The sequence below is a fragment of the Chitinophagales bacterium genome (assembly GCA_013816805.1).
In the GTDB taxonomy this organism is placed as follows: Bacteria; Bacteroidota; Bacteroidia; order Chitinophagales; family UBA10324; genus MGR-bin340.
On record JACDDS010000008.1, the window covers coordinates 150285 to 173164 of the forward strand.

Sequence of the window (22880 nt, forward strand, 5' to 3'; positions counted from 1 at the left end):
GCCTGATTTAAGATCGTTATTAAACGGTCATAATCTCTTTTTCCTTTACTTCAAGGTGTTTATCAATTAATCCAATATATTTTATAGTAAGGTTTTGCATATCACTTTCCCCGTCTTTTATCTGGTCTTCTGAAACATGCTCTTTACCTAATTTTTTTATTTGATCCACCGCATCACGGCGGATGTTGCGGATGCTTACGCGCGCAAGTTCAGCAAACTGGTGTGCTTTTTTTACATATTCTTTTCGTCGTTCCTCCGTAAGCGGAGACTGGTAAAGCTTAATAACATTCCCATCATTATGAGGGGTGATCCCTATGTTTGCAGCAAGGATGGCCTTTTCTATTACTTCAAGCATTTTCTTTTCCCAGGGCTGAATAACCAATGTGCGCGCATCAGCAACTGAGACGTTAGCTGACTGAGATATGGGCAGCTGTGAGCCGTAGTAATCTATTTCTATGTTATCGAGAATGGCGGGAGAAATTTTCCCTGCCCGTACATGGGTCAATTCAATCTCAAGGTGCTGGATTGCTTTATCCATATTATTTTTTGCATCACTACTGATTTGTTGAATGCTCATAAGTAAAAAATTTCGATCAAAAATAAAAAATGGAGAGACAAAAAAATATTACAAGCTCTGATTACTTATCCGGTAACGAGCGTTCCGAGTTTTTCTCCCTGTAACACACGGTAAAGGTTTCCGGGAGTATTTGCATTGTACACGATGATGGGTATATTATTTTCCTGGCAAAGAGTAAAAGCAGTCATATCCATAACATTCAAATTTTTCGAATATGCTTCATTAAAAGTAATGGCCTCATATTTAACAGCGTTCTTATCTTTTTCCGGATCAGCTGTATAAATTCCATCTACGCGTGTTCCTTTCAGAATTACTTCTGCATCAATTTCAATAGCCCGCAGAGACGCTGCAGTGTCTGTTGTGAAAAATGGGTTACCTGTTCCGGCCCCGAAGATTACCACACGTCCCTTTTCTAAATGCCTCATTGCCCGCCGCCGAATGTATGGCTCTGCAATCTGCTCCATTTTTATAGCGGACATCAATCTGGTTCTTACCTGGTGCTTTTCAAGAATGCTTTGCAGCGCCATGCCGTTCATTACCGTTGCAAGCATACCCATATAATCACCTTGTGCCCGCTCAATGCCCGATTCTTCCGAGTTCATCCCCCTGTAAATATTCCCACCGCCTATTACTACTGCAATTTGAACACCCGCATTTACAGCTGATTTTATTTCTTCAGCATACAGACTTGTCATCGCGGGATCTATCCCATAATCCTGGGTTCCCATAAGAGATTCACCAGACAGCTTCAGTAAAATGCGATTGTATTTTATCGGCATATTCCGTTTCTTTCTATAACAGTTATCTACAAATCCTTGAATTGCGAATTCCTATAAATAAAAAAGGAGAGAATTAATTTCTCTCCTTTGATGGTTTAATTTGAAAGCGTTACTCGCTTAAAGGCAGTCACCTTTAAATCCTTATCAATTCCTCTCAGCACATCTGAAATTGATTTCTTATTATCTTTTACGAATTCCTGGCTCATCAGTGTTTGCTCTTTAAAAAATTTATTTAAAGCACCCGCTGCAATTTTATCAATCATATTTTCCGGCTTGCCGTCCACTTTCGCCTTTTCACGGGCAATGTCCAATTCACGGTCTATGATGTTTTGAGGGACATTTTCCTGGGTTACGGCTACCGGGTTCATAGCTGCTATCTGCATCGCAACATCTTTACCGGTACTTTCCAGTAAATCTGTTTTTGGTTTGTTAAAACCTACTAAAACTGCAAGCTTATAGTTTGAATGAATATAAGAAACCACCGTTTCATCTTCCAGAATTTCAAAGCGGCGCAGCTCAATTTTTTCTCCGATCTTACCAACCATTTCTGCTATCTTATCACCGATAGAAATCTCGGTGTAGTTTAATTGAAGAACCTGATCACGATCGGAAGTATTTTCTTCCAGGGCACGCTGTGCTACTGTTTTTGCAAAGGAAATAAATTCTTCATTTTTTGCTACGAAATCAGTTTCACAGCTAAGGTTTACAATTACGCCTTTTGTCCTTTCATTATTTGAAAGCGCGATAACAACACCTTCTTTCGCTTCACGATCGGATCGTAATGCAGAAACCTTTTGTCCTTTTTTTCTCAGGTAATCAATTGCTTTTTCAAAGTCTCCCTCAGATTCTGTCAGTGCTTTTTTACAGTCCATAAGGCCGGCACCGGTTTGTTGCCTGAGCTTGTTTACATCCGCAGCTTTTATTTCAACCATTTTATTTAATGTTTTAATGATTTACTATTATCAGAAAGCACACACTGAGTTCTCTCAATACAAAGAATAAGATATGAATTATTATTTTTTCAACGGCTGACGCGGGCGTTGCTGCTGTTGAGTTTGCGGCCTTCTTCTTCTTAATCCTCCTCCTGCAGGTGCACCGGGCCCCTTACCACCTCTTTTACCACCTCTTTTATCCTTACTATCTTCGTCTTCGCCCATATTAAAATCTCTGCGCGATTCTGTATTTTCTTCTTCCTCCTGTCCTCCTGAAGCTTCCATGGCATCCTTATCTTTTTGACGCTCTTCTAATCCCTCAACCATTGCCTGGGTTAAATAGCTGGTTACAATAGCAATTGATTTCGTTGCATCGTCATTTGCGGGAATGGCAAAATCAACCAGTGTGGGATCGGAATTGGTATCCACCATGCCGATAGTTTGAATATTCAGCTTCTTTGCTTCCGCTAAGGCGATGTGCTCATTCATAATATCAACCATGTATATAGCAGCCGGCAATCGATTAAGGGCCGCAATACCCCCAAGCACCTTTTCAAGTTTAGCCTTTTCACGGCCGAGGCGCAAACGTTCTTTTTTAGTAATGTTTTCAAAGGTTCCATCGGTAAGCATCTTTTCAATGCTTTGCATCTTTTTTATGGACTTACGAATTGTTGAAAAATTCGTAAGCATACCACCGAGCCAGCGTTCCGTCACAAAAGGCATCCCCGCTCTTTGGGCAGCTGCAGATACGATTTCCTTTGCCTGCTTCTTGGTTGCAACGAAAAGCACTTTCTTTCCACTGCGTGCAATCTGCTTCATAGCAGCAGCCGTTTCTTCGAGCGCTTCCATAGATTTATTCAGGTCAATGATATGGATCCCTTTACGTTCCATGAAAATGTACGGAAGCATTTTTGGATTCCATTTTTTCTTTAAATGACCAAAATGAACTCCGGCCTCGAGCAACTGTTTATATTCAATTTTTTCCACCGTAATGAAAGATTTTGTTATGATTAATACATTCCTGCAATTAGCGCTTGCTGAACTGGAAACGCTTGCGGGCTTTTTTTCTGCCGGGCTTCTTGCGTTCTACCGAGCGCGGATCGCGGGTAAGCATTTGCTTAGTCTTAAGGATGGGGCGATACTCCGGATTTACTTTTATTAAAGAGCGGGCAATGCCGAGACGAATTGCTTCTGCCTGACCCTTCACTCCGCCGCCGTTAACATTTACTATTACGTCGTACTTGTCCTGTATCTCAAGAAGGTTGAAAGGCTGCTCTAATACCTGCTGAAAAATTCGCTGAGGGAAATAATCAGTATAGTCTTTTCCGTTTACTACAATTTTTGACTTTCCCGAAGCCGGAAATATGATTACCCGCGCCGATGCCTCTTTTCTTCTGCCAATGGCATTTGTTTTTTCCACGTATTAGTGTCTTTTAATGTTAACTATTGTTTTGAATGGGAGTAGGTTTTTGCGCCATATGGTTGTGCCTGGTACCGGCAAAAACATGCAGTTTGCCAAACATAGCCCTGCCTAGCCGTGTTTTAGGCAGCATGCCCCGAATGGCTTCTTCAATAAGATATTCAGGTTTTTTATCCAGCAGCTTTTCGGGTGTAGTTTCCCGTTTGCCGCCAGGATAACCGGTGTAGGTTACTATAATTTTATCACTCATCTTTTTTCCGGTCATTCTTACTTTTTCAGCATTAATAACCACTACATGATCCCCGCAATCTACGTGAGTGGTAAAGTAAGGCTTATGCTTGCCAATAAGCAAAGAAGCAATTTTGGTAGAAAGGCGACCAAGGGTTTGACCCTCGGCATCCACGAGCCACCATGCTTGTTTTACAGTACTTTTATTGGCATGCTGCGTTCTGAAACTTAATGTATCCACCGGAGTATTGTATTAGGTTATAAATAGGGGTCGCAAAGGTAATTGGAATAGTGCAGGAAGCAAGGGCTAAGGACATTAATTTGAAGGTCGTTCGTATAAAACATTGATAATGAGGTAAATTTTCGTCAAAATATATTGACGGATGTAGTTTTTAGAGATGGTACCGAAAACGTCCTACCGAGATGTTTGACGTCCTTATGGAGAAACTTTCCTAATTTCCCACCATTCCCTTAGAATGAAAGATTTAACAAATTCCCAAACTGAAAGGAAGAATATTCTTAATAACAATATTGCCCTTCAAGAGCTTTACGAGCAATTAGGATTTAGAGCTTTAAAGTTTGAAGCAAAGTATAGGTATACTAAGCAGCAAATTAGTAGATTTTTTGAAGTAGATACTCGAACTATTGAACGTTTATTAGAAAATCATGCTGCCGAATTGGCTGAAAATGGGTATGAACTATTCAGCGGAAAAAGACTTAGAGAATTTAGAAATGCCGTGTTAACATACCTAAAAGAATATAGGCGGAATGTTTCCGACGTTGATGTCGGAGACATCTCGGAAATGATTGGTATTGATGATATTAGCTCCAAAACGCCTTATATAGGAATATTCACATTTAGAGCCTTCTTAAATATTGGAATGCTACTAACGGGTTCTGAAAGAGCACGAGAGCTTCGTTCGGCTATTTTAGACATAGTAATTGATGTTCTGAATAAGAAAATGGGAGGGTCGACAAAATACATAAATCAAAGAGAAGAAGAATTTTTGCCAAGTGCTATTCGTGAATTCAATTACCGTCAGGAATTTACTGATGCCTTAAACAAGTACATTGAACCTAATAATTTTAAATATGCCCAACTTACCGATAAAATTTATCTAAGCATCTTCAAAGAAAATGCAAGAGAATATAGGCAGATTCTCAACCTCAATTCAAAGGAAAATGTGAGGCTAACAATGTACTCAGAAGTCCTTGATCTTATTTCAAGTTATGAAAATGGGTTTGCTGCTTATCTAAAGAAAAAATTTGAGTCTATAGGTAGGAAACTTGAACTCATTGAAGCGCATGAATTATTCAATGAATTTGAAAATCTTACCATTGAAATTTACGAACCACTCAGGGAGAAAGCAAGAAGTTTAATGGCAAGTCGTGACATGGCATTAAGAGATGCACTCCATGAAAAATTGAAAAGTTACATTGGAATTGTAAGTTCTGAGGATTTTGAAAAATTTATAGGAGAACATAGTATCTCCCTTGAAGAAAGAATTGAAGAAAATAAAGAGGTTTTTAAACGGCTAAAGGGTAGATAATGGATTGTAAGTATTTTGACCTGCGCTATGCTATCAAAACTCATGATAAGATTTTAGAAGTATCAGGTGGTAATCCAGGAATAATTGATGAAGGCAGATTAGAAAGCTCATTGACACATATTCAAAATGACGACTATTATCCTATGTTCGTAGACAAATTAACGCATATCGTTTATGAAATAAATAAGGGGCACAATTTCAATGATGGTAACAAAAGAACCTCAGTTGCTTTAGGGGCTTTTTTTCTGGAATTAAATGGTTTTCGTGCGCTTGTTGACAAATTTATTATTGGAATGGAGAATATTGCTGTTTCAGTTGCAGACAATCTTATTGATAAAAAACTTTTGAAGGAAATTATGGTATCATTATTAAGCGAACCTGAATATAATGAAGAATTAAAATTGAAAATTATACATGCTATCTCTTAGATACTGTGGGCTTAGGTTAATGCCGAGAGCCATCCGTTTAAAGTCCTCTTTATGATGCGGATTTAATGCTTTATTCTTTATAAATTCATATCCATTCGTCAATTCTGCCATTGATTTGCGCTTCTTTTGGCAGCCTTTAGTTTCATATTACAAGCTACAAGAAATTTCTTCTGATCATGACTATATACACGATTTCATCACTTACATATTAGTTATAATTTGATACTTTCAATTTGTTCCTGTCGGAATAATCACCTTTTTTGCATTTTTTTATTTGGAGCAGTAACAATAGTCGTTAAATCTGCTTATTCAGTCAGCAATTTTCTTACAGTATTTTTTAAAATATCTAGCAGCAGATCAATAGTGGAAAGATGTGTTCTGAAAGACAAGATAGCGGCTCGAAGTATGAACCTGCCATCTAATATGGTGGAAGAGATGAATACCCGTCCGTCCTTTTTCACTTCTTCTACAATACGCTTATTGAATGCATCAGCATTACCTTTTTGAGGAACGTAGCGATACGTTACCACGGACAGTTCCGGCTCAGGGCCCACCTCAAATCCCAATTTTTGAATTTCATCATAGAAATATTTTGCCAGCAATAATTTCTCTTCCAGGCATGCCTTAAAGGGTTTTAAGCCATGCAGCTTTAAAGGCAGCCACATACGTAACCCCCGGAAATGCTTGGTAAGCTCGGGAGAAAGATCGGCAGGCGACAGATCCTCTGTGGCATTTGTTGCATCCTGCATGTAATTGGCCTGGTAAAAATGAGATGTATTCATGGCAACCCTATTCTTCACCAGCACGGCACCTGAGCCATAAGGCAGAAACAACCCTTTATGCGGATCTACCGATAGAGAATCACTGCTATTAATGCCCTTTAACCTTTGTTTCCCTTCATGTGTAAGTATAAAAAATCCGCCGTAAGCTGCATCAATATGATACCATAGGTTGTTCACTTTTGCAATACTTCCAATTTCTTCCAATGGATCAATGGCACCCGTATCTGTTGTTCCTGCTGAAGCAATAACTAAAAAAGGCTGAAGCTTGTTTTTCTTATCCATCACAATCATCTTTTCCAAAGCCTCACTCTTCATCCTGCAGTGATCGTCAAGCGGTACCTGCCTGATAATACATTCTTTCATTCCGGCAATGCGAATGGCTTTATCTACCGAATGATGGGCTTGTGATGTTAAATAGATTACGGCAGTTTCGAAATCCCTTGCCTTTATTTTGGATGCATCGCGCGCGCATACCAAACCAATTAAATTTGCGATGCTTCCCCCGGATGTAAGATTGCCTGCAGCATCATTTGGATATTTCATTAAATCGGCTAACCAGCTGATCAGGCTATTTTCCATTTTTACAGCTCCCGGCCCTGCAAAATACACGCCTGCATACCGGTTAAATACATCGGCGAGGTAATCTCCTAAAGCGGAATAATAAATTCCACCCCCGGGAATGTATCCCAAATGGCCACCAGATGCTGGATTGAGCCCCGGATAATCAACCTCATTTTTAATGATGGATAATAACTCGGCAATAGATGAAGGTTCATCGGTAATTGGAATATTTAAATGATCAGTCAATTGCTCATTTAAAATATTAAAAGCATTGGTAGTTTCTATATGATTCAGGAAATGATCCCCATACTCAATAACCCGGCTGCGTACCTGATTTCGCTGACTCTGATCCGGATCAAGTAATCGGGAAGTTTTTTCCAGCCGTAAAATTTGATCGCGCATGAAGATGCTTATTAGTTGATGTAATTTTATATCCCTGAATTATTGATGAAAGGCTCCACATTCTTCAAATTAACGAACAAGGTTATCCAATAAAATTTATAGACGATATCATTTGGTCTAATCTTTGGAAAATAAGCATAAACTAAAGAATGAAAGCTAAACGTGGGATCATAAATATAGCTATCTTCTCAATTCTGATAGCACTGACAAGCAGTTGTGCACATCATGTAGTTATCCAGCAGCCGCCACCACCGCCGGTCGTAGTAGCGCCGGTGGCGCCTTACCCCGGAGCAGTTTGGATTGCATCGGAATGGCGGTGGGATCAAAAGAGCAGGGTTTATGTAAAAGTACCGGGCTACTGGTCACGCCCTCCACGTACTCAATACCATTGGACTCCGGGCCACTGGAATCGGCAAAGGAGCGGCTATGTATGGATTCATGGAAACTGGAGAAGATAGATAATAGTAGACTGAAAAGCCCGGAGATGCCCGGTCTTTTGTCTATTGCAAACTATTGTTAAACAATCTTTGGGGTGGAAGTACCCAACCCTTTACCGGTGATATAAACCAGGTATATACCGGGATTGTAATTGCGGCCAAGGTTAGGGTTTTATTACTTGAGCAGTACTCTGCTCAACATTTGAAATAGTTTAAAAAAAAAATTGTATTTGCGGCTAATTTGTCATTGGAACGTATTCATTATTATTGAAAATTCAACAGAAATACCCAAGCTTCTATGGCACGCGGCAATCTTATTCTTGAAAATATACAGGTGGATTCATACGCCAATGAAGGTAAATCAATAGCCCATAGTGAAGGAAAAGTAATTTTTGTGAAAGGTGGAGTGCCGGGTGATGTGGTTAATATAGTAATTGAGAAAAATAAGAAAGACTGGATGGAGGGATCCGTGGTCAGGGTGATTGAGGCATCCCATGATCGGATACAGCCGTTTTGCCCTCATTTTGGTTATTGCGGCGGCTGCCAGTGGCAGCATATGAAATATGAGATGCAGCTGAAATATAAACAGCTAGCCGTAGAAGATACGCTTGAGCGAATAGGGAAAATACATATTAAGGAAAAGCTTTCTATTGCAGGATCTGAAAAAGACCGGCATTACCGCAATAAGCTTGAGTTTACTTTTTGTAAAAGTGAATGGATCAGAATTGAGGACTGGAAAAATAATCCTGATCAGGTGAAGAATGCAGCATTGGGTTATCATTTACCAGGTGCTTTTGATCGTGTATTTGATGTAAAGACTTGTCCGCTGCAGCCGCCATTAAATGATTCGATTCGGCTTGCCATAAGAAATTTTACGATCGCGGAAGGTTATGAATATTTTGATTTAAGAAAACAGACGGGCGATTTGCGCAATCTTATAATCCGGATTACTTTAACAGGAGAAGTAATGGTTGTGGTTGTTTTCTCAACCTCGGATGATCATAAAATTCTGAAATTGATGGAATTTATTAAAACAAAATTTCCGGAGATAACCAGCCTGCAATATGTAATAAATCAAAAGCGAAACGATACCATTTATGATCTGGAGGTAATCACTTATTCAGGAAATGATTATGTGCAGGAGCACCTTGAAGATTTAAAATTTAAAATCAGCGCAAAGTCTTTTTTTCAGACAAATACCCGCCAGGCAGAAAAGCTTTATCAATGCGTGCGTGATTTTGCTGAATTGGACAGAGAAGATTTTGTGCTGGATCTTTATACAGGAACTGGCAGCATAGCCTTATTTCTTGCAAGGCAGTGTAAGAAAGTGGTCGGTGTAGAACAGGCAGAGCAAGCCATTGACGACGCAAGAGAAAATGCGAAGCTGAACAACATTACCAATGCTGACTTTTATCAGGCTGATATTTCTAAAATTTCTTCTCAACCTTTTTACGCTGATATTTCTTCGGCTACTAAAGAACAATCCAATCGAAGTATTGTAATTACAGATCCGCCGAGAGCCGGAATGCACCCGCAGGTGATATCAGAATTGTTGCAGCTTGCTCCGGATAAAATAATATATGTAAGCTGTAATCCGGCTACTCAGGCTCGTGATCTGCAGTTTCTTGCGGAACAGTACTCTGTAGAAAAAATCCGTCCCTTTGATCTTTTTCCGCAAACCCACCATGTGGAGAATATAGCTGAGCTTATAAAAAAATTATAAAATGCATATGCAAGGGTATTCTTTTCCATCTTTTCTCCCTGCAAAAATATTTTCTTTCGTAACCAAATGGTGATATCAAAATAATCGAAATTGTGGTCTTCAAATCGATTCTCTTTCAGCGCTGAAAATTTTTTAAGGTAGCCGGAAAAGAATTCCCGTTTATGTTCAGAAGGATTCAGTTGAGATAAATTGAGTATAAACTCTATTAATAAGTTTTCGGTAGCTGTTGTACTTTTTTTATTCCCATTTAAATTTTTTAATCCTCTTGTTAAATACTCCAACAGATCAAAATTTCCCTCTTCATAATGAATAAGAGTATGCAACACCTGAGCCACCGTTGTTATTTTATGGTGGGTTTTAGCTGCATCGTCATTAAGTATTTTTTCAATGAACCTGATCGCCTTTTCATGATTATGAATTTCATAATTAATAAGCAGCAAGAGCAAGAAATGTCTCTAATCTGCGCTGAGGTTCCATCATATTGCAATTCCGGTCAAAGAATTCTTTTTGTTGTGTGATTACTCTGCTGTAATTGCTGATGTTGTCCGTTTTTATAGCTATCCCTATTTCCGTTTTGTAAGTCCAGGAAAAAATAATTATCCGAAACCGATCAGAGGTTACGCGTTTTATTTCATTTGATTCAGCTTAATTTTTTAAGTGTTTAATCACTTCCATCACTTGTTCGTATTGCCCATTGTGATAGTATAGTACCAGCAAATCGCTGTACGCCCCAAGGTAATTTCCTGGTGCCTGTTGTTTAAATGGGAAACTGATTGTAGAGATCAATCTGCCCCGTCAGGTATAATTCAGCTTTTTCATATTGGCAGCTTGCCATCAGGTAAGAAGACCAGATAAAATAAAATAAACTTCTAGCTCTGAAGCTAGCAAACTGATCTGCATTTTTCAGAAGGGGGTGCAACATCAGATCGCGAATGTCTTTTACTTTTGACCGATCTTGCGCTGAATTGTCTTTCTTAAGGAGCACCGATAAAGAAAGTGCGGTATAAGCTATTTCTCCATAGTTGTTTAGCCGGTGAAGAAATTTCTTTTCATCTGAATTGATACGGCGCAGCTAATTTTCAATATTACTTTTTTCAGAAGTGATGGAAAGAAGCGTATATTCTTTATGGAGAATTTCTAATAAAACCTTCCAGATTTCATAGCGTTCAGCCAAATCTCTTGCCCGCAGCAGCTTCATTTTGCTCTCTTCGTAGAGCGCTTTCTCATTAAGTATAGCCGCGTCAAGCATCATTTCTTTAAGTGTGAAATCTACAGAGCGGCTCTCATGAAAATTGCGTAATGTTTTTAACAGGAAATGGTATAGCTGTACCTTAATAACCGATAAATGAGAAATAAATGACTCTTTATGAAGCCGCTCTTTCAGTAATGTTTCATCATATTCTTTCTGCTGATCAAGAACTTTAAAAAGCTTAAGATAAGAGCTTGACCTTCGATTTATAGCTGCTGTAAGCGTAAAATATCTCTTTTCGCTTTGGCTTAAAGAATGAATGAGACGAAACAGGGAATTTGATTGGTTCATTAAAGGGTAAAAGACGGTTGATCTTATTGACCATATTTAACTCAAATATAAAACCCTGACCTAAATTTCGCAGTCTTAACAGGATTAAGTCACCTTAAGTTTGTCGAAAAGTGAACAAAGAGCTTTAGGACCTACTTTATTTAGGATTGAAATTATTCAGTTGTCTTTTCTTATACATTATTTTACTACAACTATTTTTTGCGTTATCACGATATTATAACATGTTGCCATCAGTAAATAAATTCCCGAAGGAAAAGAAGAGACATCTATATGTGTTTCGTTTAAGCCCTTGTTGATAATATAGGAGCTAACCTGCTTGCTAACTGAATTAAATAAACTTAGAGTTTCATTTTGATTAAGTGCCCTTTCAAAAATTACATGTAAATCATTGTACACAGGATTAGGATAACACTTAAATGAAATTTTATCATTGGCTGCGTTTGAATAGGAAACTTTTTCAGTACATCCACTACCTATAAAATTTGCAAGCAACCGCACGTAAGCTGCCTGGCTATAAATGGCATTTTCAGTTACCTGCCAGGAATCAATTGGCCAATCGTTGTTGAAATCCTTATAGGACTTTTGTATAGGTTGATTTTTCGGCGGATCGATGGAGACCGAATAGCACAAGGCATTATTGGAAGAACTGCCGCAACCGCTTGGGCAGCAGGCATCCCAATTATAAGATGGATTCGGGCCACCAGGAACGAAACCGGGAGCTGGTCCATAAACAGAAGTACCTACACGGTCCCACAAAGGGCTTCCGTCTTTGAACCAGGAATTATAGAATTCCAAAACTGAATTCTCAGCGCCATAAGTGCTCATGTTGCTCAGGTAAACATGTGTGAGCGGATTCACTCCATGCATTCCGTGCAGGTAGCCGGAAGCAGCATTTGTGTAATTGGTTGCATTCCCCGGATCCAGATTGTAGCCATTCATATTTGTGAACATTACACCCTGGTCGCATTTAAACTCATTACTGCCCCAGGTATAGTTTTGATCCTGAAGGTAGGCGCGGTAGGCATCCGTTTTATTTAAAAACCCCGGAAGATTTTCATCATAACCAGTAATTGAGTTGGTATATGCAGTGGTTATGTCACTTTTTACATTTGAAGAAGCTCCGGGAAGCTTTGTATAATATAAGAGGGCATCTTGCTGGGCTTGTTCGAACGGATACGCGAACTGCCATTGGATCAAATGCACTTGTGAATAGTTATTCTCGAAGAAGTTTTTGTATGAAGTTCCACCGGTATATGCATATAAATAACATGCTGCCGCTACTTTGCGTGAAAGCCTGCCATAATCATCCGTCTCCTGCTCACCTGCACCGATGATGCCTGAATTATAGAAATAGACATTGGGGTTTGCCTTCGCCCACTTCCAGGCATTTACCGCAGCCGTTTTCAATGTTTTAGAATACGTTTTCATGGAATAAATACCGAGCGATTTAAATTCAATAGCTGCCAACGCAAATACTGATGCTGCGGTAAGCGTTGCAGAAGTATTTGCCGGACCATAACGGCGGTATTGCGCATCAGCCGAAGGCGGGCTTGCTGATCCTCCGCCCACAATGCTAAGCTCAGAGCCATCTGTATTCTGCATTTTTAATAGCCAGTCCATCTCATACTTCACTTCATCTAAAATATCAGGAATGCCGTTCCCTGATTCTGGTATGTTACTGTTATCTCCAAAAGCGGACGGGTTTTGTTCGTAAGCGAGCAGCAAATGAGTAAGGGTTTCCCAGGTGAAGTTTACATATTTATTGTAATCACCGGCGTCGTGCCAGCCGCCGCTTAGGTTCCTGCTGGTGGAAGAGTTCGTGTTGCTGTACAGCCGGCAATCCATATCCTGCTGAACTCCCTCATGGCAGACACCATCCGTCCATCCGGCATCTGCATACGGTGCAGCCTTGACTATTCCGCAGCGCTGATAATAATAAGTGCGAAGCGCGGCTTTCATTACACCATTATAAATACAGTCGCTTATAGTAAAACGATAAGAGCCTAATGCATTTGTAAGGTCATAGATATAGTAATCATCAGATACGGTTACTGAAGAAAAATCGAACCACCAAACCTGGTCGCCGGATTGAGATTGCGTGATGCCACTATTCCAGGTTGTGATATTTCCGGAATAAACTATTGCATCATCGTTCCAGCGGCGTACCTGGTATGTATTTCCAGGAGTAAAGTGAATAGTATCATTGAATCCGGTTTGAGGGTTAGCAATTACAGCGATCTTCTGATCAAACGTACGGTAGCCAAACTGGTCGATCTTAATAAATTCTGTAGTAGTAACAGGAGCAGCCACTGCTTGAATGGAAATCAGCAGAAAACTAAAAACACAAACAATTTTCATAAATAGAATTTCCCAGTCTACGGTGGAGATGCAAAAAGGTTAGACAGGCCAGGCTTCTTTTTAATACATTATCCGGGAAAATCTATAAATGGTTGCTAAATGATTATCGTTAAAATAATTTGAGCTGTTCATTGTTATTTCCCTGAGGGGGCATCACTTTACCAAAAACCGTTCTTCCACCATATTTCCAGGAGTCTTCCTTTTCCTTTTTTATTACAGCACTCAGGTTTTGATTCGGCACAAAATCTTTTTCTATCCTTTGAGCCAGGTGTGCCAGACTTTTTATTGCATGTGTTTTTTCGTTGGAACCGATTTTTGCTTTATTTACGGCTTGTCTCAATTCATCAATAGTTTCATCGTAGACTTTTACAGGCACTGGAAATGGGTGTCCGTCTTTTCCTCCGTGCGCAAATGAAAAACGCGCCGGATCACTGAAGCGTGACGGTGTCCCATGGATTACCTCGCTTACCAGGGTAAGGGATTGTAATGTTCTCGGTCCCAGGCCTTGCAACATAAGCAGCGACTCAAAGTTCTGAACCTCTTTTTCATGAGCGAGTGCCAATACACTTCCTAAGCGTTTTATGTTAACATCTGCGGCTCGTACATCGTGGTAGCAAGGCATTAACAGCTTCTTTATTTCCGGTAAAGATTGTACAGGATCTTCTATGGCTATTTTCACAAGTGAATCGCGGGTGCCCGAAGCCTTAGGATCTGTAAGGTTCAGGATAAGCCCCTGGTTTTTTCCATAAATAAAAGTATGGGGTGAATCCACAAAAGATTTTACTGAAGTGCTGTGCCAATGGTACCTTCTTGCCATGCTACTTTTATCATTTAATCCCTGCTGTACCACCGTCCAATCACCATCCCTCGTAACAATAAAGGAATGGAGGTAAAGATGGAAGCCATCCTGAATGGCAGTGTTATCTACCTTAGCGCTTAGCTTGCTGCAGTTAATTAAATAATTGCCATTCATACCTGTTTTATCAGCAATGCGTACCAGCTCTTCAGGAGTCTGCCGGGAATATTTGCCCTTTCCTCCGCATATATAAATTCCAAGCTCATGGCTAATTGGATTTATCGCTTTTTTTAAAGCACCCATCACCGATGTAGTAACTCCTGACGAATGCCAGTCCATACCCAGTACGCAACCTAAAGACTGAAACCAAAAAGGGTCGCTGAAGCGCTGAACTACTGCAGAAATGCCGTACTCCAGAGCTATTGCTTCTACAATAGCACCGCCCAACTTTTTCATTCGCTCCGCCAGCCATACGGGTACATGACCATAATGAAGCGGAAGATCAGCATATCCACTGCGGGGCATTGATATTTTTAAGTGAGCAGCTAAATTATATCCAAATCGATTGACTGTCTTCCTATTATTGTTGCATAATAATTGATGCTGTTTAAAGCAGGGTTACTTATGAAGAAAATTTATGCAGGCACCAGCGGTTTCAACTATAAACATTGGCATGAGAGATTTTATCCAAAAGATTTTCCAGTAGCAAGGCAACTCGAATTTTATACGGAACATTATAATAGTGTAGAGATTAACAGTTCATTCTATCATCTTCCAAAAGAAAGCACCTTTTTAAGCTGGAAAAACCGAACACCCGACCATTTTCGTTTCGCAATTAAAGGAAGCAGGTATATTACCCAGTTTCTTGCATTGAAAAATGCCTGGGAGGCAGTAGAAAATTTTTTTAGCCAATCCAAAGCATTGGGTCTCAAGCTTGAAGTAGTGCTTTGGCAATTGCCTGCTCACCGGGCAGTAAATGTGGAGCGTTTGAACTCTTTTGCGGAAGTATTAAAAAATAATACTGAAGCAAATAAAACGCGTCATGCTTTTGAATTCCGCCACCCCACCTGGTTTACAGAGGAAGTATATACCGTACTAAAAAAATATAATTTGGGACTTGTTATTCAGCACTCGAATCAATGGCCGGTTGTGGAAAAAGTTACTGCAAATTTTACTTATCTCAGATTTCATGGTGCACCTAACCTTTACGCCTCAGATTATACTGATGCGGAACTTCAGGAGTGGGCGGGTAAGATTAAAAAATTGGCTCGCGGAAAAGATGTTTTTGCCTACTTTAACAACGATATAAACGTATATGCAATAAATAATGCCAAAAAATTGAGCGAATTTCTTGAAAATTAAAAATTTACCTTCCTCTTGAATTTTATTATTCATTATCTGATCTTTACTGCTTTATCAGTTTAATTCAAAAGTATGCTGGCATCGCTTGAGCACCGGGTTCTTAAATTTTTATGCCGGATATGTTTCCCCTTTACCCGGTTCGCAATATTTGTTGTCTATTTTTGGTTTGGCGTGCTTAAATTAGTTGGACTCAGTCCTGCCGAGGCACTGGTGAAACAATTGTGGAGTCAAACCATACCCTTTATTCCTTTCCATGGATTCGAAATATTCTTTGGTCTTTATGAAATGGCTATTGGCATTATATTTCTTCTTCCCGGAAAGGAACGAATCGCATTATATTTGCTTATTCCGCACATGATAATGACATTTGGTCCCCTCGTACTGTTACCTGATTTTACCTGGAAATCGTTTATGGTTCCTTCTCTTTCAGGAAGTTATATTCTCAAAAATCTAACGATTATTGCTTTAGCCATTGCGATAGCTGCTAATGCAGGTGGATTTCAAAAACAGAAAGCCTGAATTAATATGACACTGTAAAAGATTAAGAGCAATAGGATTAAGTAAGTCACTAAGCGAATTACTCTTCAGATTAAAGATGTTTTTTTTCATCATTTCTTTCTACCAGGTAACTTATTACTAATCCGAGGCCGCCTCCAATACCAATCATACTAAAATAAATTGCCTCAGAATCTTCCGTATTGGGAAGGGAATAGTTTGTAAGGAAAAAAGCAATCATTAAACCGATGCCCACGCCTAAAAAAATTAATCCGCCCTTTAAAGAGTTAATTGAATTCAATGGCCGGTGCTGTTTTGAGCGAGGGTCCATACCTTTTTCAATCATTAGCATACGCTCTTTATTTGAGAGGTATACAATACCAAAAATCATGGCAAAGGCAGCCAGCGGAACAAGAATGGGAATTAAAATAGGATCCATGTTTTATATTTTTAGGTTTGTTGAATGTGTAATTTGACTCTGATATTAAGCCGGAGGTTACAGGCATTTGCTATTTTATTATCAGTTTAATTAAATCGGACTTCCTGTAACCTGTGCAGTATTTGGGTAGTCTAATAAGCTGTTAATGAGTGAGCAACTTTCGGATATTGAGATTATCAATAAAGTGTTGGGAGGTGATACTTCTTCATATAGCTTGTTGGTGCAGCGCTATCAACGTTATATTTTCTCGTTATCGCTTCGGTTTACAAAGAACAGAGAAGATGCAGAAGAGGTAGCCCAGGATTGTTTCGTAAAGGCCTACCGCTCATTGGGGACTTTTCAACAGAGTGCAAAGTTTTCAACATGGCTTTATTCAATTGTTTACCATACTTCTATGTCTTTTCTAAGGAAGAAAAAAGTGCAGATTATTTCAGTGGATGATGAGCAGCACGAACATATTTTAGAGGATTATCCATCCTATTTAAAGGCAAATGAAATTGAGTACAAATCAAGAACTGAACACGTGAATAAAGCTATTCAAATGCTATTGCCTGATGATGCACTTATTATTACCCTCTTTTATCAGGGCGAGCAGTCTTTGGATGAAATAAGTAAAATATCAGGCTATGAAACCAACACTGTTAAAGTAAAACTGCACCGGGCCCGTCAGCGCCTTCGAATTAAGCTGGAACAATTATTACAAAATGAAGTAAAAGAACTGCTATGAATACGATTGATGAACAGCTTTGGAATTACATTGATGGCACATCTTCACCTGAAGCGGTAATTGCCATAGAGCAAATGCTCCATGAAAATCCTGATATAAAAAAATTATATGATGAATATATTTCTATTCACCAACATCTTAAAAGTGTTGAACTGGAAGAACCATCCTTAAGGTTTACACAAAATATAATGGATCTGGTTGCCTTTGAACCTGCCCCGAAAATTGTAAAGACAAAAGTGGACACGCGTATCATTAAAGGAATTGGCGGATTTTTCCTAATCAGCATTCTTGGATTGCTTGTATATACATTATCGCAAATTCAATGGAGTCACCCTGCGGGTTCAACATTCTCTTTTCAGATGCCCCAAGTAAATTGGTCTAATATATTAAACCGTAATCTGCTGGCATTTCTGATTATAGATGAAGTTGCAGCCTTGTTCTTGATAGATAAATTAATGAGAAAGACAATCCACAAGAACGGCTCAAGCTTATGAACATCAGACTATTATTTCTTTATTACTTTCCTGGTAAGCAATAAACCATTTTTATTCTTTAACTGTAAAAAATAAATACCCGCAGGTAATAGCCCGATAAAGAAGGATTCTTCACCAATGTCGTTAATCAATTTTTTTGAGATAATCACCCTGCCTGCCGGATCGGTTAACAGCAGTTCAGGAGTGGTAAAACTACCAGGCAACAGGTCATAGGAAACGAAAAAAGTATTATCAAAAGGATTTGGAAATACTTCCAGCCGGTTGATATTATTGCCTGAATTATTAATGCCCACTTCAAAAGAATCTATGATCTGAAATTTGTCAACTCCACACTCTAATAAACTATAGCTTCCCGATGGGTTTTCAGCATAAAAATGCACTGACATATTTTCAGAAGGAACCACAAAATCTTTTATCCTGAAACGCTCTCTAACCCAGTGACTCCTTTGTGTATTTGAAACGCTTATATTTTTTAATAGCGAGGAATCGCTTTCACCAACTAAAAAGATCTTTAAAGTATCGTATGGGTAAACTCCTGAAACGTTATAGAACCATATATAAAAATCAAGGTAGGGATCGGTATATCCTGATACATTAAAAAGTGGAGAGGATAATCGCGTGGTTCCGTTAAAAACCGGGTCCACATAAAATTCTGTTTCCTTATTTCCCGTTACAAAGCACTGATTACCATAGTCATTATCTACATCGAATTCTGGATTTGATTGCTGACTATAGTAGAGTGTGCCGAGCGGCTCAGCCCTTACCCACTTGCCGGATTGCGCATCACCGCTTTCTTTCCATCCGAAATCAAGTGAGAAATCATCATAATAACCTGGTGCAAGAGAAACAATAAGCGGAGAGGTGCCGCTGTTAATGTTTTGAGAGGATAGGTAAGCGGTTTTATATCCCCATTTTCCCGCAAAAATTTGGTAGGTTCCATTATAAAAAACAGGGAATATAAAATTACCATTTGAATCTGTAGAGTCTGTAAACGTAAAGATGCTGTCTACAATCACAACCATTGCATTAGACAGCGGTTGTTTGGAACTGGAATCAATTATTTGGCCCTGGTAGACAAAGTTTTGCAATTGCCCCAATACTACATTAAGTGTATCGTACTGATTTGATATAAGTGAAACACCCTCTACTATTTTGGTATGATAGCCTGGCTTACTGAAAGAAATATTATAGAAACCTGCAGATGCTGCACCTGTTTTATATTCTCCTGATAAGGATGATACCGCGCTGTTTTCAGTATTCAATACTGTTACACTGACGTTATTTAATAAGGCACCTGAAGCAGAATCTGTTATTACTCCATAAACCCAGGCTGCATGATTATAAACAGGGGTCAATATGTATAAACCGTTTTCAATATCTGAAACAAGCAGATTTTTTGAAGGTAAATACGGATAAACACCCCAATCTCCATGGTATCCGCCCCCTGTAAATTCAGACTCATCATATTGTGCCACCTTAATCATATTATCGGGATGGGTTACATCAAATATTACTGCTCCTTCTGTGTAATAACTTGTAACTGCAAATGAATCATTAAACAGATGTACATTATGGACTATAGCATTACTGCCGGGATTACTCTGCGCTTTATCCAGAGGGGGGGATATGTTTTGCAGGTCAGAAACATCGTAACTGGCCAGAAAAGAATTGTCTACTTCGTCTGTAGTAAAAAGGTATTGATCGTTATGTGTAGGCCACGAATTGTGCGTAAAATTATTTGGAGTTGAAAATGAAGCCAGGGGAACGGGGTTTTGCTTATCTGATACATCTATCACCTCTAACATTCCAGAATATACATGTGATGCCCAAAGCGTATCTCCCCTAACAAATCCATCATGAATGTAATCTCTTTGGAAATCTCCGGTTGCATTATAGGAAGAAATATACACCGGATTATTCGGGTTTTCTTTTAAATCGTACATATCAGCACCACCATATCTTCCCGGAGCCCCCAGGTTACTTCCAAAAAGATAAAGAATTCCGTTTTCGTCTATCCAAAGGGTATGGGAAGTATTTAAGGTTGCTGAATCAGTGAAATAATTATAAGTTATTGTATCCGGAAGATCTTTTAAATCAGCGATCAATAAGCCTCCACCTGCTTCATTCGTGACATAAACATGCTGATTCCAGGTTTTGATCTCATGCCATAAACTAGGTTGGGTAGGCACTTTAAAAACCTCAACCGGATTGTCAGGATCGGAAACATTTACAATAGAAAGACCTTCATAAGTTCCCATCAGGGCATACTCCCTTCCTGCTGAATCTACATACCCCCAAACGTTACCATTTTCAGGTGTAGGATAAGATATATGGCCCCGCAGAGTGATATTTTGTGAAAAGGTTGTAGCGGCCAATAAAATTAATATTAGAAAACTTGCAAGTTGCCTTACAGGAAAAGCTACACAGAGCCCTTTAGTATAGAATTTAAGCATAAAGATTTAATAAGTGAATTGAAATTATCTTTTTAAATACACCATTAATACGGAAATATCACTTGGTGAAACACCGCTAATGCGGCTTGCCTGACCAAGAGTCTGGGGTTTATTTTTTGTAAGTTTTTGCCTCGCTTCGGTAGAAAGAGATTTAATTTGTGAGTAGTTAAATGCTTCTAAAAGAGGAACATCTTCCAGACGGTTCATTTTTGTTACGATCTCTTTTTCCTTTTCGATGTAGCCCTCATACTTCATTAAAATTTCGGCTTCTTCTATTATTTCATCATCAAAACCATTTACAATATTGCAAATTTTATCCAGATATTCTATCATGGATATCATATTGGATTGAGGGCGGCTCAAAATAGAAAAAAGGCTCGCTCGTTCTTTAATCTCTGTTGTTTCACGTGAAACAAGATAAGAATTGGCCTCTGTTATCTCTAATTTTTGATTCTTGAAGTCTGAGATAATTTGTTCGATTGCCTGTTTCTTTTGATTAACTCTACTGACCCTGTTTTCGTCTGCTAATCCAATGGAGTTACCAATACTTGTAAGCCGCAAGTCAGCATTGTCCTGACGTAATAAAATGCGAAACTCTGCACGGGAAGTAAACATCCGGTACGGCTCCTCAGTACCCTTATTTATTAAGTCATCTATCAGCACTCCAATATATGCTTCAGAACGCTTTAGAATAAGAGGTTCCCGAAGTTGAATTTTTAAATGTGCGTTTATGCCTGCCATTAAGCCCTGGCAAGCTGCTTCTTCATACCCGGTAGTACCATTGATTTGACCAGCAAAAAAAAGATTATCTATAGTTTGAGTCTCTAAGGATAATTTTAGCTGATTTGGAGGGAAATAGTCATATTCAATCGCATATCCCGGCCTGAACATTTTCACATTTTCAAATCCACTGATATTGCTTAAGGCTTCATATTGAATATTTTCCGGTAAGGAAGTTGAAAATCCATTGATATAAACTTCAATAGTGTTCCATCCTTCAGGCTCTATAAAAAGCTGATGCCTTTCCTTATCTGCAAAACGATTTATCTTATCTTCAATAGAGGGACAATATCTGGGGCCTACACCTTTTATTCTGCCGGAAAACATGGGTGATGCATCAAATCCCGATTTTAGAATTTCATGTACTTTAGAATCAGTGTAGGCAATATGACATGATTTCTGCTTTGAAAGCGGTAAAGTATTAGTGTAAGAAAACTTTCCCGGGTTTTCATCTCCTTGTTGTTCTTCAAGCAGACTATAATCAATAGATCTTCCATCCACGCGCGGTGGCGTTCCGGTCTTCATTCTGCCGGATTCAAAACCCAATTCAACTAATTGTTCCGTAATTCCGGTTGCAGCTTTCTCTGCCATCCGACCGCCACCAAACTGTTTTTCTCCAATATGTATGATCCCATTTAAAAATGTACCATTTGTAAGTACTACTGACCTGGATTTTATTTTTAATCCAAGTCCTGTTTCTACACCTGTAACTATTTGATCCTTGATTATTAATTTTCGAACAGTATCCTGGAAGAAATCTACATTTTTCGTTTGTTCCAGCCTTAAACGCCATTCCTGGGCAAATAATAGTCTGTCATTTTGAGCACGTGGACTCCACATAGCCGGCCCTTTAGACCTGTTCAGCATTCGAAATTGAATAGCGCTTTTATCAGTAACGATACCGGAATAACCACCTAGAGCATCTATTTCCCGCACGATCTGACCTTTTGCAATTCCACCCATTGCAGGATTACAGCTCATTTGAGCTATGGTCTGCATATTCATGGTTATTAATAGTACCGAGGAACCCAGATTCGCAGCTGCTGCCGCCGCTTCACACCCGGCGTGGCCTGCACCTACCACAATAACATCATATTCCTGGAACAAAAGAAAAAATTTACCTGTAAAGATAGTTTATACAACCCTTAATAGCCATTAACATTTATTATAGATAGGCGCAGTTTCACGTGAAACATGCTTCATATTATCAAAAAGTAAGAGGCAGTCATCTTCCTTTTTTCGCATGAGGCGTTTTAATACGACACTTTTATCTTTATATCCTAATGTATGTAAAAGGCCATGGATCATTACTCTCTTCAATTCCTGCTGAAAGGTATTTTTGAACTTTGATGCATTATCCTTAATACGGTCTACACTTATATAGATTTCTGCAGTTATTCGATGGTTTTCAGAATAATCAAACGTTAATATATCAGTATAAAATTTATGGTTAAGATACCTGCTGTTTAAGTTTAAAATATATTCATCTGAACAAAACACATAATCCAGAGTCTCAATTTCAGCGTGCTCCAAATAGCATACTAAAATCAGCCATTCACAGGTTTTCTTTTTGGGTATATAAAAAAGAGAATTAACGAAATTGAAAGAGATTGCCAT

At 39.0% G+C, this 22880-nt stretch carries 22 protein-coding genes; 8 read left to right on the plus strand and 14 right to left on the minus strand.

Annotated elements, in window-relative coordinates:
• Positions 1 to 19: 19 nt before the first annotated feature.
• The 6 genes from frr to rplM form a co-directional block, all read right to left on the minus strand.
• Positions 20 to 577 carry a ribosome recycling factor gene (frr, locus tag H0W62_08670; GenBank protein MBA3648610.1) on the minus strand — a complete coding sequence of 186 codons (558 nt, stop codon included), beginning with the start codon at positions 575 to 577 and terminating at the stop codon, positions 20 to 22.
• A gap of 65 nt (positions 578 to 642) precedes the next feature.
• Positions 643 to 1356 carry a UMP kinase gene (locus H0W62_08675; GenBank protein ID MBA3648611.1) on the minus strand — a complete coding sequence of 238 codons (714 nt, stop codon included), beginning with the start codon at positions 1354 to 1356 and terminating at the stop codon, positions 643 to 645.
• Positions 1357 to 1451: 95 nt separating this feature from the next.
• Positions 1452 to 2288, minus strand: coding sequence for an elongation factor Ts (locus H0W62_08680; protein ID MBA3648612.1), 837 nt, complete (start codon positions 2286 to 2288; stop codon positions 1452 to 1454).
• Positions 2289 to 2369: 81 nt separating this feature from the next.
• On the minus strand, positions 2370 to 3275 hold the full coding sequence (gene rpsB / locus H0W62_08685; protein ID MBA3648613.1) for a 30S ribosomal protein S2: 906 nt from the start codon (positions 3273 to 3275) through the stop codon (positions 2370 to 2372).
• Between the two features lie 40 nt (positions 3276 to 3315).
• Positions 3316 to 3708, minus strand: coding sequence for a 30S ribosomal protein S9 (gene rpsI / locus H0W62_08690; protein ID MBA3648614.1), 393 nt, complete (start codon positions 3706 to 3708; stop codon positions 3316 to 3318).
• 19 nt (positions 3709 to 3727) lie between these two features.
• Positions 3728 to 4177: a 50S ribosomal protein L13 gene (gene rplM, locus H0W62_08695; protein ID MBA3648615.1), complete on the minus strand. Its 450-nt coding sequence runs from the start codon at positions 4175 to 4177 to the stop codon at positions 3728 to 3730.
• Positions 4178 to 4412: 235 nt separating this feature from the next.
• Here rplM and H0W62_08700 point away from each other — a divergent pair, with 235 nt between their 5' ends.
• Both H0W62_08700 and H0W62_08705 read left to right on the plus strand, forming a co-directional pair.
• Complete coding sequence (locus tag H0W62_08700; GenBank protein ID MBA3648616.1) at positions 4413 to 5486, plus strand: DNA-binding protein; 1074 nt, start codon at positions 4413 to 4415, stop codon at positions 5484 to 5486.
• Positions 5486 to 5914 (plus strand): type II toxin-antitoxin system death-on-curing family toxin, encoded by a 429-nt coding sequence (locus H0W62_08705; protein MBA3648617.1) that lies wholly within the window; start codon positions 5486 to 5488, stop codon positions 5912 to 5914. Before H0W62_08700 ends, H0W62_08705 begins: the two co-directional genes overlap by 1 nt.
• Before the next feature lie 305 nt (positions 5915 to 6219).
• Here H0W62_08705 and H0W62_08710 read toward each other — a convergent pair whose 3' ends face one another.
• Positions 6220 to 7659, minus strand: a complete 1440-nt coding sequence (locus H0W62_08710; GenBank protein ID MBA3648618.1) for an aminotransferase class V-fold PLP-dependent enzyme — start codon at positions 7657 to 7659, stop codon at positions 6220 to 6222.
• 149 nt (positions 7660 to 7808) lie between these two features.
• Between H0W62_08710 and H0W62_08715 the strand changes: the two genes are divergently transcribed.
• Positions 7809 to 8117, plus strand: a complete 309-nt coding sequence (locus tag H0W62_08715) for a YXWGXW repeat-containing protein (GenBank protein MBA3648619.1) — start codon at positions 7809 to 7811, stop codon at positions 8115 to 8117.
• Between the two features lie 277 nt (positions 8118 to 8394).
• Entirely contained in the window at positions 8395 to 9819 is a 1425-nt protein-coding gene (rlmD, locus tag H0W62_08720; protein ID MBA3648620.1) for a 23S rRNA (uracil(1939)-C(5))-methyltransferase RlmD, read from the plus strand.
• A gap of 1072 nt (positions 9820 to 10891) precedes the next feature.
• Here rlmD and H0W62_08725 read toward each other — a convergent pair.
• From H0W62_08725 to H0W62_08735, 3 genes are all read right to left on the minus strand, one after another.
• Positions 10892 to 11359, minus strand: a complete 468-nt coding sequence (locus tag H0W62_08725) for a hypothetical protein (GenBank protein ID MBA3648621.1) — start codon at positions 11357 to 11359, stop codon at positions 10892 to 10894.
• A 177-nt stretch (positions 11360 to 11536) separates the two neighbouring features.
• Entirely contained in the window at positions 11537 to 13717 is a 2181-nt protein-coding gene (locus H0W62_08730; protein MBA3648622.1) for a glycoside hydrolase family 9 protein, read from the minus strand.
• Positions 13718 to 13826: 109 nt separating this feature from the next.
• A complete protein-coding gene (locus H0W62_08735; GenBank protein MBA3648623.1) occupies positions 13827 to 15038 on the minus strand; it encodes a DUF763 domain-containing protein in 1212 nt (403 codons plus the stop codon).
• A 99-nt stretch (positions 15039 to 15137) separates the two neighbouring features.
• Between H0W62_08735 and H0W62_08740 the strand changes: the two genes are divergently transcribed.
• The gene (locus H0W62_08740) at positions 15138 to 15875 is read left to right on the plus strand and encodes a DUF72 domain-containing protein (protein MBA3648624.1); all 738 of its coding nucleotides are present in this window, start codon (positions 15138 to 15140) and stop codon (positions 15873 to 15875) included.
• Positions 15876 to 15947: 72 nt separating this feature from the next.
• Positions 15948 to 16394 carry a hypothetical protein gene (locus H0W62_08745; protein ID MBA3648625.1) on the plus strand — a complete coding sequence of 149 codons (447 nt, stop codon included), beginning with the start codon at positions 15948 to 15950 and terminating at the stop codon, positions 16392 to 16394.
• A gap of 70 nt (positions 16395 to 16464) precedes the next feature.
• On the opposite strand, the gene H0W62_08750 is transcribed toward H0W62_08745, so the two are convergent.
• A complete protein-coding gene (locus tag H0W62_08750) occupies positions 16465 to 16809 on the minus strand; it encodes a hypothetical protein (protein MBA3648626.1) in 345 nt (114 codons plus the stop codon).
• Positions 16810 to 16954: 145 nt separating this feature from the next.
• Here H0W62_08750 and H0W62_08755 point away from each other — a divergent pair, with 145 nt between their 5' ends.
• Positions 16955 to 17536, plus strand: coding sequence for a sigma-70 family RNA polymerase sigma factor (locus tag H0W62_08755; protein MBA3648627.1), 582 nt, complete (start codon positions 16955 to 16957; stop codon positions 17534 to 17536).
• Positions 17533 to 18030 carry a hypothetical protein gene (locus H0W62_08760; protein MBA3648628.1) on the plus strand — a complete coding sequence of 166 codons (498 nt, stop codon included), beginning with the start codon at positions 17533 to 17535 and terminating at the stop codon, positions 18028 to 18030. Before H0W62_08755 ends, H0W62_08760 begins: the two co-directional genes overlap by 4 nt.
• 11 nt (positions 18031 to 18041) lie before the next feature.
• On the opposite strand, the gene H0W62_08765 is transcribed toward H0W62_08760, so the two are convergent.
• The 3 genes from H0W62_08765 to ybeY are packed head-to-tail and all read right to left on the minus strand — an operon-like array spanning position 18042 to position 22880.
• Positions 18042 to 20483 carry a choice-of-anchor B family protein gene (locus H0W62_08765; protein ID MBA3648629.1) on the minus strand — a complete coding sequence of 814 codons (2442 nt, stop codon included), beginning with the start codon at positions 20481 to 20483 and terminating at the stop codon, positions 18042 to 18044.
• A 24-nt stretch (positions 20484 to 20507) separates the two neighbouring features.
• Positions 20508 to 22370: a tRNA uridine-5-carboxymethylaminomethyl(34) synthesis enzyme MnmG gene (mnmG, locus tag H0W62_08770; GenBank protein ID MBA3648630.1), complete on the minus strand. Its 1863-nt coding sequence runs from the start codon at positions 22368 to 22370 to the stop codon at positions 20508 to 20510.
• 48 nt (positions 22371 to 22418) lie between these two features.
• Positions 22419 to 22880 carry an rRNA maturation RNase YbeY gene (ybeY, locus tag H0W62_08775; GenBank protein MBA3648631.1) on the minus strand — a complete coding sequence of 154 codons (462 nt, stop codon included), beginning with the start codon at positions 22878 to 22880 and terminating at the stop codon, positions 22419 to 22421.

What these genes read in the sequence shown, in the direction of transcription:
- frr (MBA3648610.1), bottom strand. Translation starts at nt 577, where the DNA reads ATGAGCATTCAACAAATCAGTAGTGATGCAAAAAATAATATGGATAAA.
- H0W62_08675 (MBA3648611.1), bottom strand. Translation starts at nt 1,356, where the DNA reads ATGCCGATAAAATACAATCGCATTTTACTGAAGCTGTCTGGTGAATCT.
- H0W62_08680 (MBA3648612.1), bottom strand. Translation starts at nt 2,288, where the DNA reads ATGGTTGAAATAAAAGCTGCGGATGTAAACAAGCTCAGGCAACAAACC.
- H0W62_08700 (MBA3648616.1), top strand. Translation starts at nt 4,413, where the DNA reads ATGAAAGATTTAACAAATTCCCAAACTGAAAGGAAGAATATTCTTAAT.
- H0W62_08705 (MBA3648617.1), top strand. Translation starts at nt 5,486, where the DNA reads ATGGATTGTAAGTATTTTGACCTGCGCTATGCTATCAAAACTCATGAT.
- H0W62_08710 (MBA3648618.1), bottom strand. Translation starts at nt 7,659, where the DNA reads ATGCGCGATCAAATTTTACGGCTGGAAAAAACTTCCCGATTACTTGAT.
- H0W62_08715 (MBA3648619.1), top strand. Translation starts at nt 7,809, where the DNA reads ATGAAAGCTAAACGTGGGATCATAAATATAGCTATCTTCTCAATTCTG.
- rlmD (MBA3648620.1), top strand. Translation starts at nt 8,395, where the DNA reads ATGGCACGCGGCAATCTTATTCTTGAAAATATACAGGTGGATTCATAC.
- H0W62_08725 (MBA3648621.1), bottom strand. Translation starts at nt 11,359, where the DNA reads ATGAACCAATCAAATTCCCTGTTTCGTCTCATTCATTCTTTAAGCCAA.
- H0W62_08730 (MBA3648622.1), bottom strand. Translation starts at nt 13,717, where the DNA reads ATGAAAATTGTTTGTGTTTTTAGTTTTCTGCTGATTTCCATTCAAGCA.
- H0W62_08735 (MBA3648623.1), bottom strand. Translation starts at nt 15,038, where the DNA reads ATGCCCCGCAGTGGATATGCTGATCTTCCGCTTCATTATGGTCATGTA.
- H0W62_08740 (MBA3648624.1), top strand. Translation starts at nt 15,138, where the DNA reads ATGAAGAAAATTTATGCAGGCACCAGCGGTTTCAACTATAAACATTGG.
- H0W62_08745 (MBA3648625.1), top strand. Translation starts at nt 15,948, where the DNA reads ATGCTGGCATCGCTTGAGCACCGGGTTCTTAAATTTTTATGCCGGATA.
- H0W62_08750 (MBA3648626.1), bottom strand. Translation starts at nt 16,809, where the DNA reads ATGGATCCTATTTTAATTCCCATTCTTGTTCCGCTGGCTGCCTTTGCC.
- H0W62_08755 (MBA3648627.1), top strand. Translation starts at nt 16,955, where the DNA reads ATGAGTGAGCAACTTTCGGATATTGAGATTATCAATAAAGTGTTGGGA.
- H0W62_08760 (MBA3648628.1), top strand. Translation starts at nt 17,533, where the DNA reads ATGAATACGATTGATGAACAGCTTTGGAATTACATTGATGGCACATCT.
- H0W62_08765 (MBA3648629.1), bottom strand. Translation starts at nt 20,483, where the DNA reads ATGCTTAAATTCTATACTAAAGGGCTCTGTGTAGCTTTTCCTGTAAGG.
- ybeY (MBA3648631.1), bottom strand. Translation starts at nt 22,880, where the DNA reads ATGGCAATCTCTTTCAATTTCGTTAATTCTCTTTTTTATATACCCAAA.